The sequence below is a fragment of the Alteromonas sp. DYW1 genome, assembly GCF_059752595.1.
Genome location: NZ_CM186038.1, coordinates 1,429,381 through 1,442,656, shown reverse-complemented (window position 1 = coordinate 1,442,656; position 13,276 = coordinate 1,429,381). Strand labels below are relative to the sequence as shown.

Genomic DNA, 13,276 nt, shown 5'->3' with positions numbered 1-13,276 from the left:
TGCTTTTATTGAATTATCAGCGATACTGTATATATAAACAGTATCGGAGGGTAAGTAATGTCTTACGGACTTTCTTGTGTCGATCAAGCAGTAGCAAAATATGGTTTAAGTGCTCAGCGCTGTGAGAATCAATTTCAACAGGTTATTTGTTGTTTTGGTGGTGAAGTTCCTTGCATTCAAGGTAAAAGCCTGCCCTTTTGTATTAAGCGCTTTTTATTTCAGGCCCCACTTTATTCACAGTGGTTTTTACACATTTTAACGTTACCTAAGACAGATAGACCCTTAGCATGTTTTATCTGCGATCTTAAAGGCAACATTGTAGAACGGGTTTATTACCAGAATTCACGTAAATATTATGCCGCATGTGACCGCTTGTTGAATTCAATAGTGGCATTAGTGGAAGAGCAGAAAATTGCCGCATGAGTTAAATGTCGCCAACGGTTGCTCAAGGGAGTGGATTCACTCCGTCTAAACCAGCAAATATGAACAAAAAAGGCTAACCTACTTAAAGTAAATTAGCCTTTTCAACTTTCTCACCCACTCAGTTCACAAACGCTTCATTCGCTTTTATTGTCAGTGGATGATAACCCGGCTTCGCTTCAGCAAAGGCTTTTTGCGCAAAAGCCTTGCCGTCTGCAGTTTTTGCTAGCTCTCGATATAAAGGCTTGACGAGTTTGTTCCGTCCAATCGAAACTAAATAATTGTATAACCTATCATAGGCAGGCATGTACTCATTGCGTACCGCGATCATTAACCAACTATGGGCAATTTCATTATTCATGCTTGCGGTCAATTCAAATGCAGCATCAAGCTCAGCTAACTGCTCATCATTTAATGTCTCTGGCATATTGTTAAGAAAGTATAGCCACTCATGCACCGTCCATGCAGCAGTATCTATACTACTTGCTTTGCTTTCGCCGTTAAGCCAAGCCAACCTTACAGTATCAATTTTGCTAAACGCATCAGATTCCGGCTCCGGCGCAGCGTCAGGAATTCCTGGCGCAAATATCCACTCTTCGATGCGCTTGCGATCAAGTTTGTTTGGGTAGTCTGCCAATAAGGTCTGGTCTAAATAACGCAAGAATTCATCTGTGGTGATGCTTTGGAATGCGAACGCATTAAAATACTCCAATAAAAACCGATCGAAGTTATCACGACCAACCTTGTATTCTAACTCGCGTAGAAACAAAGCGCCTTTTTCATAGGGAATGTTAGAGAATACATCGTCTGGATTACGCCCACGTAAATCAATAGCCATAATCTGATCGTTTGCTGGCAGACTTGCTATATCGGCTTGTAAATCCTGGTAGCCCAACACCGCCTCCATTTTGTAGCGATCAGTGCCATAAATCATCTCCATGATGCGATACGTTAAATACGTTGTAAATCCTTCGTTTAACCACAAATCTCGCCATGTTGCATTGGTAACAGTATTGCCAGACCAACTGTGAGCAAGCTCATGAGCAATCAAAGCAACTAAGCTCTTATCACCGGCGATGACTGTTGGAGTAATAAACGATAAACGCGGATTTTCCATCCCACCAAAGGGGAATGAAGGCGGCAGAATAAGCAAATCATAGCGGTCCCAGCTGTAGGGCCCATACTTTTCTTCAGTCGCTAGCAACATACTTTCAGTGTCAGCAAACTCCTCTGCGGCAGCGTCAAGAATCGTTGGCTCTGCATACACCCCTGTGCGCTCCCCCATTGCCTTAAATTGTAAATCACCAATAGCTAGAGCAATTAAATACGATGGTATAGGCTGTGGCATTTTAAATTCATATTCACCATCACGCGGGGTATTCGGATCATTGGCTGCGCTCATGACCGCTACCAACTCTGCAGGTGTTCTGATAGTGGCGTTATACGTCACCCGGACTTGAGGTGAATCTTGCAACGGAATAAAGCTTCGCGCATGCACTGCTTGCGCTTGCGTAAACAAAAACGGATGTTGCTTACCTGCTGTTTGTTGTGGTGTCAGCCATTGCACTCCCGAGGCATGCGGCGATGTCGCATAACTAATTGTGATCTGGTTTGCCTCTGCGGGAACTTGAATATGCAAGGCGGCACCTAGTTCTGGATCAGCAGGCATTAACTCAAATGCTAGCGATTGCCCGTTGGCAGCCACGTCAGAGACCATTAAATCACGTGTATCAAGAATTAATGTTGACGCTGTTGAGTCAGTTTTATCTAACTGTAATGTCACCGTACCGCTCAATGTCTTCGCAGTGAAATCGGCGGTAAGATCTAAATCTAAGTGTGTTACCCGTATAACATCAGGATTGGCATAGGAATGATAATCTACGCCAGCCTGAATATGCGATGCTTGACTTTCATCAGCCACTGGGAGCGTGTTGCCAGATTGGGATGCAGTGGGTGCAGGAGAGCACGCAACCACACTCAACCACAATATCGACAATAGGAGTACGTTTTTGAACATATAGACCCTTCGGGTTAGTTGAGAATGTAAAATCTACAATATTGTACACAACTAACGCACTGATGCGTATTTATCTTAGTTTACCGCATCACTATGCAGAAAGCGTAATAACGAACTCCTAGATACTCTATAATTATTCAAAATAAAATTTAAAAATCATGGACTTATTAGTTTCTTTTGCGTTAGAAATGGTGTTTTTTACTTGCGATCTCCAGACGAATCTCTAGGATCTACCTTTAAGTCAATCAACTGGTAACTTATTTGTGAGCACCCTTACCACGCCATCAATCACGCTGATCCAAAATGCCCAGGTCTATTCTCCTTCGTCATTAGGATTAATGAACGTTGTGTTAGCTGGCGGTAAAATCATTTACTTGGGTGCGGACACACCACATATTGATGACAAGCTGGAACCAGAAGTGATTGATGCTGATGGTAAAGCGCTAATTCCAGGGTTTATTGATAGTCATACCCATATTACCGGTGGTGGCGGTGAAGCTGGCTTTGCCACTCGTGTCCCTCCAGTGCCATTAACTCAGTTTACGCGAGCTGGTGTTACGACAGCTGTTGGATTGCTTGGCACCGATGATGTAACTCGTAATACCGAATCAATGCTCGCTCAGGTTTATGCACTACGCGAAGAGGGCTTATCTACGTATTGCTACACCGGCGGCTACCATCTCCCACCCACAACGCTGACTGGCAGCATTAAATCCGATATTGTGTTTATTGAACCCATTATCGGTGTTGGTGAACTCGCCATCAGTGACCATCGTTCCAGTCAGCCAACCCTCAATGAATTATTAAAAGTCGCAGCGGAAGCCCATGTCGCACGGCTGATGACGGGTAAAGCTGGAATTGTACACTTACATTTAGGCGATGGTGAGCGCGGCTTGAGTCTAGTTCGAGACGCCCTTTCACAAGCTGAAATACCCGCACGAACCTATAACCCAACACACATCAATCGGCGTAAAGCGCTATTTGAAGAAGCATGCGAACTGGCTAAGCTTGGATGCTGGATTGATGTCACGGCATTTGAGACCGGCGATGTTGGCTATGAACCCGCTGAGGCATTAATTCGGTATATGCAGCAAGCATTGCCTCAAGATAAATTAACGATTAGTTCTGACGGAGGTGGATGTTTACCTACCTTTGATTGTCATGGACACATGACTAAAATGGACTTTGCCAGTTCGCAAGCGATGACGGAAGTCTTTTACAGCTTGCTTGATGAAGGTTATGCATTAGCAACCGTGTTACCATTTTTTACGAGTAACGTGGCAGACGTCATGCAATTTACGCAGAAAGGTAGAATTGCAATAGGTAAAGATGCTGATTTGATCCTGCTCGATCATGATAATCGTATTAGTAGTGTCTTTTTACAGGGGCGCCAACATATAAAGAACGGCCAAGTTATTATTAAAGGCACCTTTGAATAACCCCGAGTCGGTGATGTAGTAATAGTCATGAATGGTATTGAGATCAAGGATTTACAGTTTAGCTACCCGAATACCGATACCATAGTAATCGATATCCCCGTATGGTCGGTTAAACAGGGCGAGCAGTTATTCATCGTAGGTCCCTCAGGTTCCGGTAAGAGTACTCTACTGAACCTGTTATGCGGTACATTGACGCCGACTCGTGGCGTCATTGAACTCTTACAGCAGCCCTTTTCTGCGTTATCCTCGCGTCAGCGTGACCGGTTCCGAGCCAAACACATTGGTGTGGTCTTCCAACAATTCAATCTTATTCCCTATTTAACGGTACAGCAGAACATTCAAGTAGCCGCGTACTTTGGTAATAATCCAATACAAGAAAATCACGCAACGCTTGAGGCCTATTTCAGTTTATTGCAGCTCCCTGAGTCATTACTCGATAAGCCTGCTGCCACGCTCAGTGTAGGTCAACAACAGCGGGTTGCCATAGCTCGTGCTTTGATCAACAAACCAGAGCTATTAATTGTTGACGAGCCAACCTCGGCGCTTGACCATCAAGCCCGAGATGGTTTTATGCAATTGTTGTTTGAGTGTACCGAAAGAAGCAATAGTACTTTGCTATTTGTTAGTCATGACGAAACACTTGCGGCGCATTTTAACCGCACAGTTCACATCCAATCGCTGCTGCAAGCAGGAGCAAATACATGTTAATCCGCATCGCTATTGCCAGCCTAAAAAGCCGTCGCGGAGCGGTCATCATGACCTTGTTGTCGATTATCGTAAGCGTTTCACTGCTTTTGAGTGTCGAACTTATCCGCCAGCAAGCCAAAGCCAGTTTTGGGCGCACAGTGTCGGGGGTTGATTTGATTGTTGGAGCGCGCACTGGGCCCACCAATTTATTGCTTTACTCCGTATTTCGTATGGGCAATCCGGCCAACAATATTGCCTGGCAAAGCTATCAAAATATAAAGCAGTCACCAACTGTGGCATGGAGCATCCCGATGTCTTTGGGAGATTCTCATCGTGGCTACCGCGTCTTAGGAACGACTACAGATTACTTTGCTCACTTTAAGTATGGCAACAAACAACCGTTGTCGTTTCAAACAGGGGATACGTTTGATTCCCCCTTTACTATTGTTTTGGGTGCTGATGTTGCAAGTTCACTGGGCTATCAGGTTGGCGATGAGATCGTCCTATCACACGGTGTTGGACACACTAGTTTTCATCATCACGACCATTCCCCCTTTACGGTTAGCGGCATTCTTACACCGACCGGTACTCCAGTTGATCAAACCTTGCATGTCAGTTTAGCCGGAATTGAAGTGATGCACATGCCTGAAAAAGCCGTTTATGCGTTAAAGGAACAATGGTCACAAGGTATAGATGTCAATATTGAGATATCTTCGCTGTCAGCCATCATGTTAGGACTCAACTCTAAAATCCAGGCCTTGCAATTGCAACGTCAGATCAATCAATATCAACCTGAGCCGCTGATGGCAATCCTACCCGGTGTAGCCTTAACAGAGTTGTGGCAATTGGTTGGTAATGTTGAAAATGTATTATTATTAATATCTGCGTTTATTCTGGTTTCATCGCTATTGGGAATGGCAACTATGTTGTTAACCTCCATCCGCGAGCGCCAGCGAGAATTTGCGGTGTTACGCGCGGTCGGTGCAGGCCCACTCACGATTTTCACTTTGATCCAAGTAGAAGCCATTTTAATCACCTTGATAGCCTGTGGTATCGCCACAAGCTTTGTGTGGATTACTATTGTGCTCGGCAGCGATTGGTTGAGTCATGAATTTGGCCTGTTTATCGAAAATACGGTATTCAGTGGTCACACCATGCTCATCATCGGTGTGGCAGTCACCTTAACTATATTGATTGCCTGTATCCCGGCACTCAATGCCTACCGTGAAACATTACATCGGGGCTTAAGCAACTAAGCGGGTATCGGTAAGTGCCCATTCAGACAAAAGTCAACACGTTGAAATCGGGTTACCTCAGACTGATCAATTGCTTTAAAAGCTGCTGTTGTGGCACCGACCTCACTTATCCAACGCCACATTGACAAAGGTTTATTTTGCTTGAACGCTAAGGGAGTGAATAACCCAATACAAGTGGCTGGCGTTGGCGAACGAGCGGATGGATACTCAAAAGCAATGATATCATTTGCGCGCATATCACTACCCAATTGTTGCGCCGCAAGATAATTCGCCTTATCACAAATGCTGTCACGAAACGGCGCAAATACATCGGTCTGAAACTGTAATCCACGCTCAGCATGGTACTCCACGCTAAACAGTGTATGCTCGCTGCGCAACATAGGTTTTGGCGGTGGTGCCTGCATCGACTGCCAGAAAACGAATCGGTAATACGCACACTCTGCCAGTACTGCCGCAATGCTTAGGCCGCCGTAAAACAGGCTAGCCTCATGTTGCCGACCAAAACGTGAGCCCCAAGGCAATGGTGGATACCGAAATGGAGTGCGTAATAAGTAGTGATAGTGGTTGTACTCCTCCGCTTCAGAGGGCTTGACCTGTTCGAGCAAGTCTTCAAGCAACGCTTGTTCTTCTAACGTGTCAACTAGACTAAGCGTGGCTGCATACTCCTGGCCTTCAACTAAGCGATACAAAAGTCCTGAAATAGGCGTGATTTGGTCTTTGGCTTGCGATGCTCGCCAAATATTCACGCTTTACCTCGCAAAGCGTCTACATACCCTAAAACCACCATCAAGCCTTGGATTGATTTTACTTGTTCGCGCGGAACACCGGCGGTAACAGTGTTGTAACTTGACATAAAATGCTTGATCCAGTCTTTATCGCCTCCCGTCAATGCATAAATCGCGCGCGCAACGCGGACCAGCAATAAGGCCAATTCACCATGTTTACTCGCTGGATCAATGCTTAATTGGGTTTTCATCCGACTAATAGCTGTTCTGTGCACACCTAGCACGGCGCCTAAATCGGCCTGCTTGAGACCCAATTGTTCAGCGGCATTAAAAAATGCCTTGGCAAGCACCATATCGGGTTCAGCTCGGGTTTGCGGAATTGCTGACATATGACCTCCTAGATGACAATCAAGATAGCACGAATGTCAGATTTTAACAATTTTGCTAACTTTGTGAATATATCACACTAGAATCGCTTCCGCTCCAGCCACAAAGCACTGACTAACAATAACCACACTGCCCACAGCCACTCTTTTCGAATAGGTTGATACTTCACGTCGGTAGGTAACGTTACCTCAGCAGTTTGCTCAACTACCTGAGCAGTTGCGCTTAGCGCATCATGTTGTCGCCAAGCTAGCCAAGCCGTATCCGGATATACATAGAATGGTAAAGTCAGCCCGCCCTCTTCTGTATTCATTTTTTTCAAGGCTAATTTCTGCCAACCGCCTGTTCCGCCCCAACCCAGCGTACATTGTAATTGGGGATCTAATTGGTCTGGTATTACATCCGGCAGAACCACAGCGGTCTCCTGTGCCAAAACACTGAGCTGCAATTCTGTTTCGGCATTGTGAATACAAGCGCTAAATGGTGCATTAACTGTGTGTACGGGTTCTTCGGTGCCAATAGTAAGCTGTTGCGCTTGTTCTGGACGCGCCAGTAAATTCAATAAGTTGGCCCAATAATCACTGTAGCGCTCTGCCTCTCCAGTCGTTTGCATTACGTAAGTGTTAGGCAATAAACTCAATCCGACCTGACCATTCATCCAAGCTCTCAAAACCACCAATGGTTCTCCAGTGGTCGCACGCACTGCGGTCAATACATTCTGTGTGGGTAATGTGAGCGACACATACGCCATGGGTTCTGACGCACGCAGACTTTGCCACACCGGCAAGACTCCAGAATAATCTTCGCGCATGGACTGCAGTGTTTCAGATCCAAACGCAGGAACATCCTGCCAGTCAGCCGATTGCAGCGCTTCTGAACTTAACCATATATGCAGACCCAGCCCGCCTCTGACTGCTGCGCTCAATATATCTCTTTGGGTTTGCTCTAAATGGGTAAATGCACGCCAATCAAGCAACGCAACATCATAATGTGCGAGATCTTCCGGCAACTGAATGCGTTCACCGGCATTGCTCGGAAGGCGCTGATTGAACTGTTGGATACGCGTTGCCTTTTTACTGATCTGGCTTACAACCTTAACCTGAGCTCCGCGATCGACAAGGTAATTTTGCAAATGACGAGTGGCAAAACTGGGAGCTGATTGCAAAATTAAAACCTGCAAGGGTTCAGCAGGTAACACCGCAACTGCGATCTGCTCGGAAGCAAGACTTGTTTGCCCCAGCCTATCCGCATAGACCCGCACTTCATATAACCAATTCCCTTGGCTCTGCGGTTGCCATTGCATGGTTACCATTGCATTCGGCTGTACTAATTGTTCCTGCATGACAGCACCTGTCGGATCTAGCAATTCAACGCGATATAAGGATTGCTGCTCAGCACCTGCGGCTACTGCAAAAGAGAGTGTAACGCTTGCCCCCAAACGTACCGAGGATTGCCAGTGCGCGTTGTAGAGACCCGTCATTTGCTGACTGGGAATTTGGGAGAAGCGCTTGTTTTGCCAATCGGTGCTTTGTTGCACCAGCCGCCATTGAGCCGCTGTTAGACCGTCCCCCACCAGTATGACATGCGAGGCTTGCTCAATACCGCGCAGCCAATGAGTCGCTGCAGGGGAATTAGTTACTTGCTCAGCGCCAGAAATAGCTGCTTGTAATGCATCAGCGTCAACCCGGTCTGCATGAGTTGTCTGCAGCACTAATGTCTGTTGCATAACTGCTCGCCATTGAATATCACACAACAACAACAGTAATAAAAGCCAAGCCAAACCATTGCCGCATACAACGGCTCGCTGGCGAGCCGCACGAGCTTGCAAACGCTGCCACATCCAGCGGGTGCTAAGTGCAAAACCTAGCACGGCAATAAGCAACAAAACGACGTTCAGAGTCTCCCCATAAGGGAGTTGAATAAGTAAATTACCCAAACTCATTGGCTGACTTCCAAAGCCTGATACCGCTGTACTAGCGGATGTGTAGACTTATCCTGTTGAGAACTGGAACGCGGAGGTGCATTTAACGGTTCTAACCACTGATATAAAGCATGCTCCAGTTGCATCGCACAGTCGCTACATGAGCGGCTTTGCCACTCACCTGCGACTAGCATACGTTGGATGTTTGTCAGAGCCCGCAATACTATCCCTGCCTCCAATTGGTCTTGTTCACTCAGTTCCAGTGACTGTTGTAAATCACCACCAACATCGTGTAATAATTGCTTGTCATCAGGGCTCATCGTGTCTATCGCAAACACCGTCACTTGGTTCAGACGGAACAGTAATTCGCGAACTCTAGACTCACCATTATTGGTCAGTTCAAGCTCCTGCTTCTGACTCAAAGATGGAATGTCGCTAAGGTCTCCTTGATAGCGCCGCTCTTCAGATACCGGAGGCGGTTCAAACCCGAGGCGTTGCACATAAACCCGGTCCGCTTGCTTAGCGCGATTAAGAAAGTCCAAAGCCTTTTCCTCAAACGGCAATGCTCTTTCTGGTTCCGACAATAATAGGAAAAGTTCCGCTTGCCACATGTTAGCGATGGATTGCTTCATTAAGACTTTTGGACTGAACTCACCTTTACGTAAAGAAATAAATCCCACATCAACTTCACCATGGTCGTGACCAAATTGCTCAATAACCTCAGTAAACCCCGAACGGTCCGCGTTTGATGGCGTTCCTGTCACACTGGATTCATGCGTGTGTGAGTGTTGGTCAGATGCTTGTTCTGCGTGATCCTCATCGGCGTGTTCATGTTCGTGATGCTCTTGAGTAGGACCTTGTTCCATGGTTTGCATCACGCCACTCTCAAATTCATCCCCTAAATATTGTCCATAGCGGTGTTTTAAATCACTTTGAGCCATTCCTAAGGCTCGCGATAGCTTATCAAATTCGGACTTTGCCAATTGCTCTCGCTGCTCAATCAGCGCATTGGTCTCAATGATAATTTGCCGTTGGCTTTTGAAATATTCGGGCATAAAGTCAATGACAATACCTTCGCTGGTTATCCCTGCTACGTTTTCATCAAGCCATCGAATGATGCGTGTTTCTGAACGCGCCTCCTGCGCCTGTGGTTGCTTATTATCCCGCGCTATCACGGTAAAATAAAACTCGTCTCCAGGTTCCATTCCGAGATCAATCAAAGACCACTGCTTCATGTAGTTATAAGTAATTCCCGCAGCCTCAGTGGCAACCGGCGTTACAGTATCAAACTCAAAAATTTCGTCACGAAACTTAACGGCTTCACCACTACCTTTGGCAATTGACGCTTCAATGTATACCTTGCTTAATCCAAAATCATCAGATACCAACACATCTGCACTCACCACGGGTAAACTGTCCTGCACAAACTGAGTCACAGAATGTTGTGGCGCTTGAATTTGAACTCGCGGTCGTCGATCGCGTAGCACTTCTAAACTAAACACATCGGATATCGCCTGCTCCTCGTGATTAAAATGATATACCGTTGAGCGCGTTACGTTATGCTGCACAGATAATTCCTGTGCGCTTGCCGCTTGCATTGCCAACCGTTCGCTCCCGATTTGTACAAAATAGTCAAACGCAGTAATGGGTTGTGACCCTACCACCTGCCAAGTAACTGATGAGCCTTCAACAATCGATAAATTTCCTGCGCCAGAGGCGGTCGCAGCTAGACCTGTATAGGCTGGCGGCTGCACTTTTAGGGCAAATGTATACGTGAGAGGCGAAGAGGAAGGTTGAGCTTTATTGACGATTTCAGCGACCGGTAGTGCTTTTACATTAAGCAGTGGTATTTTGTTTATGGCAATGGTGCTCAGTATTATAAGTGCAGCCGTCACCACTGTCGTGCGTAACCTAACGGTGTCCATTGCGGTTTGCGCAAAAACTTCCCAATGATCACTAACAACATTTGTAATACGCTGCTTTTGCAAGCGCTTAAGTAAATCAAGGTTTGCATCCGCACAAGCCAACAAATGCGCGCTTTGCTGCATGCTTGGGAGGGACTGATTAGCGTGCAACAGCAAATTATGCAGAGAATATTGCGCCAGTGGCCGACGTAACCACAGCCAAACAACCCATACCAGCAAGGCTATCAGGAAACTGAACGGTGTAATCGTCACGTGCATTAGCCTGCTGATAACAATTGATAATAACCATGCCAGCAGCAGGCAATTAATGCCTATAACGGCATATTTAAGTAGCGCCTTTTGTTTAACTCGTTGATGCAGAGCCAAGACACGGGTATCAAGCACGAGGCACCTCATCGGACACGTTATGGCGGGTTGGATACTCGCTTAATATTCGCTCCAACAAAAACAGTACAACAATGCTTAAGACAAGCCATGGCGGTATAGTTGAGTGCTCTCGTCGTAGCGACGTAGCCAACGATTGCGGCTCTTGCGTAGTCAACGACACGCCACTACGCTGAATTTGTTGGTTGGTCAGCGCTATGCGGCGCCATAAATCCTGCTCAATATCAAGAGCAAATAATTGCTGTGCTAATTGCAATGCAAAATCGCGATGTTGCCAGGCTAAATCCCGTGCAAAAATTACCTGCCGAGTAGCCGCCCCCACCGCCCACTTAGCCAATGCTTGCTGCATTTCGTTCGCAGTAGCACTGGTAGATAAAACAATAATAGTATCGACTTGCTCAGGAATTTTTAGCGTACTTGATGCCGGCAATTCCGTAATTGTTATGTCAGTGGCCAGTACATCTTGTATGGCTTGCAGTGCCGTCTTGCTCTTTGCGTAGGCTGGATGTTGGTTCCCCACTAATGCAATATGCTTGGCCAACGAAGAAATCTTCAAGCTTGAGTTTGCAACATTGCTGTTGTCCGCCACGATGTACCAGTCAATGGGTTGAGAGAAAGCGACTTTGTCTCCCCTATAGTGGTTGGCAGTGTTGCTGGCATAAACCGCAATCCTGGTATCCTTGGCTATGCCCTGCTCGCGCGTTAGCTGCTCGAGTAAAAGCGCTAATCGCGCCCATACACTAAGCACCTGAGTTACTCCATCAAAATGACTACTCAACGGCGCGGCATCGTCAGTGAATTGTTTCTGGCTCAACGCTTGTGGCGTTGCACTAAGCAACCAGAAGCTTGCTTCTTGCTGCTGCACAAAATCACTAAACATCTGTTTTTTCTCAGTCTCCGAGACTGCACTTAACCATCCAGGCGTAATAACATTGATGCTCTTGGGCGGGGGCTTAGGTTCAGTGCAAGCGACGTTGGCCAATAATAACGTTAGCGCCAACAACAGTAACAGGCGCACCAAAAGCAACAGGCGTTGCGTAAGTTTTAGCTTGTGTTCAATGGGAATGGTCAATTTAGGCAATAAACGGGTAAATGCAAACGGCTGCCGACGTAACTCACTGCGGCTGATCAAGTGAATTATGAGCGGAATGAACAATGCCAATGCCGTCCATAACGCTAAAGGCTCATTCACTTGTAAATTAAGCCATGACATTACTCGCGTTCCTGCCACGTCATCAAAGCAATCATTCGACGCAAGGCTTCCCCCACGGGGGTCGCAATATTTACACTATGCAGTACGCAATGCATGGACTGCAGCTGGAGCATAAGCGCAGCAAAGTAGGCTTGACGGTTGTGCAAGTACTCTTGCTTAATCGCTTCTGCGTTAACTTTTATTCGTTCTGCGGTTTCCCGGTCTTCAAACTCAAACCGTCCGTGGTAGGAAAAATTCGCCTCTTGTTCGGTATACAGTTGAACTGGGTGAATGGCCGTTTGTCGACTCGACAACTGACGAATAACCTCGGTTACCTCATCTTGCTGTTGGAAAAAGTCACTCAATAAAAAAATAATGGCGTTCTTGCGCGCCATGGCCAATTGCGATTGTAATTGAGTAATATCGGGAAATGCGTGACCACTTTGTAGATTCTGCAAACTTACCAAACAACGATTAAAGTGCCGCACGCCCGGCATTGCTGGAACGTATTCTGGGTTTCTACCCGATAATCCAACGATTCCAACCGAGTCGCCCTGATAGCATGCGATATGGCCTAACGTAGCAGCAAACACTCGCGCAAAATCCAACTTACTCAATCCGGTGACAGCACAGGTTTCTTGCATAGAAGCGCTACAATCGACTAACAACCAAATATTAATATCGCTCTCTCTTTCTGCCTCGCGAACAAAATGACGTTGACTACGGGCATACAGTTTCCAGTCAATTTTATTGATCTCATCACCCGGTTCATAAGCGCGATATTGGGCGAATTCAGCGCCAATGCCGCGTTGACGACTGGCATGCTCGCCCATTCGGGCACCTTGCGCGACCGTGCGCGCCAGCAGCCTTAAATCGCGAACTTCAGCCAATAATTGCGAGGTTAAGATTACGGATTGGGACATAAA

The 13,276-nt window shown here is 46.5% G+C and carries 11 protein-coding genes; 4 read left to right on the top strand and 7 right to left on the bottom strand.

Translation table 11 applies throughout. From position 1 onward, the window contains the following. Positions 1-57 precede the first annotated feature (57 nt). Positions 58-423: a hypothetical protein gene (locus AC121Z_RS06425; RefSeq protein WP_498127513.1), complete on the top strand. Its 366-nt coding sequence runs from the start codon at positions 58-60 to the stop codon at positions 421-423. A 118-nt stretch (positions 424-541) separates the two neighbouring features. On the opposite strand, the gene AC121Z_RS06420 is transcribed toward AC121Z_RS06425, so the two are convergent. After that, positions 542-2,437 carry a M1 family metallopeptidase gene (locus AC121Z_RS06420; RefSeq protein WP_498127512.1) on the bottom strand — a complete coding sequence of 632 codons (1,896 nt, stop codon included), beginning with the start codon at positions 2,435-2,437 and terminating at the stop codon, positions 542-544. A 338-nt stretch (positions 2,438-2,775) separates the two neighbouring features. Between AC121Z_RS06420 and iadA the strand changes: the two genes are divergently transcribed. Genes iadA through AC121Z_RS06405 form a run of 3 tightly spaced genes read left to right on the top strand, consistent with a single transcriptional unit; the run spans position 2,776 to position 5,819 of the window. Next, positions 2,776-3,876, top strand: a complete 1,101-nt coding sequence (gene iadA, locus AC121Z_RS06415) for a beta-aspartyl-peptidase (RefSeq protein ID WP_498128165.1) — start codon at positions 2,776-2,778, stop codon at positions 3,874-3,876. Positions 3,877-3,903: 27 nt separating this feature from the next. Further along, entirely contained in the window at positions 3,904-4,584 is a 681-nt protein-coding gene (locus AC121Z_RS06410; protein WP_498127510.1) for an ABC transporter ATP-binding protein, read from the top strand. After that, positions 4,578-5,819, top strand: a complete 1,242-nt coding sequence (locus tag AC121Z_RS06405) for an ABC transporter permease (RefSeq protein ID WP_498127509.1) — start codon at positions 4,578-4,580, stop codon at positions 5,817-5,819. Before AC121Z_RS06410 ends, AC121Z_RS06405 begins: the two co-directional genes overlap by 7 nt. Here the strand turns inward: AC121Z_RS06405 and AC121Z_RS06400 are convergent. From AC121Z_RS06400 to AC121Z_RS06375, 6 genes are all read right to left on the bottom strand, one after another. After that, the gene (locus tag AC121Z_RS06400; protein WP_498127507.1) at positions 5,816-6,565 is read right to left on the bottom strand and encodes an RES family NAD+ phosphorylase; all 750 of its coding nucleotides are present in this window, start codon (positions 6,563-6,565) and stop codon (positions 5,816-5,818) included. The two genes, AC121Z_RS06405 and AC121Z_RS06400, sit on opposite strands and share 4 nt — an antisense overlap. Further along, positions 6,562-6,933 (bottom strand): antitoxin Xre-like helix-turn-helix domain-containing protein, encoded by a 372-nt coding sequence (locus AC121Z_RS06395; RefSeq protein ID WP_498127505.1) that lies wholly within the window; start codon positions 6,931-6,933, stop codon positions 6,562-6,564. Before AC121Z_RS06395 ends, AC121Z_RS06400 begins: the two co-directional genes overlap by 4 nt. A gap of 77 nt (positions 6,934-7,010) precedes the next feature. Then, positions 7,011-8,870 carry a hypothetical protein gene (locus tag AC121Z_RS06390; RefSeq protein WP_498127503.1) on the bottom strand — a complete coding sequence of 620 codons (1,860 nt, stop codon included), beginning with the start codon at positions 8,868-8,870 and terminating at the stop codon, positions 7,011-7,013. Further along, a complete protein-coding gene (locus tag AC121Z_RS06385) occupies positions 8,867-11,158 on the bottom strand; it encodes a hypothetical protein (RefSeq protein WP_498127501.1) in 2,292 nt (763 codons plus the stop codon). Before AC121Z_RS06385 ends, AC121Z_RS06390 begins: the two co-directional genes overlap by 4 nt. Continuing rightward, positions 11,151-12,371 carry a BatA domain-containing protein gene (locus AC121Z_RS06380; protein WP_498127499.1) on the bottom strand — a complete coding sequence of 407 codons (1,221 nt, stop codon included), beginning with the start codon at positions 12,369-12,371 and terminating at the stop codon, positions 11,151-11,153. Before AC121Z_RS06380 ends, AC121Z_RS06385 begins: the two co-directional genes overlap by 8 nt. Continuing rightward, positions 12,371-13,273, bottom strand: coding sequence for a DUF58 domain-containing protein (locus tag AC121Z_RS06375; protein WP_498127497.1), 903 nt, complete (start codon positions 13,271-13,273; stop codon positions 12,371-12,373). Before AC121Z_RS06375 ends, AC121Z_RS06380 begins: the two co-directional genes overlap by 1 nt. Positions 13,274-13,276 lie beyond the last annotated feature (3 nt).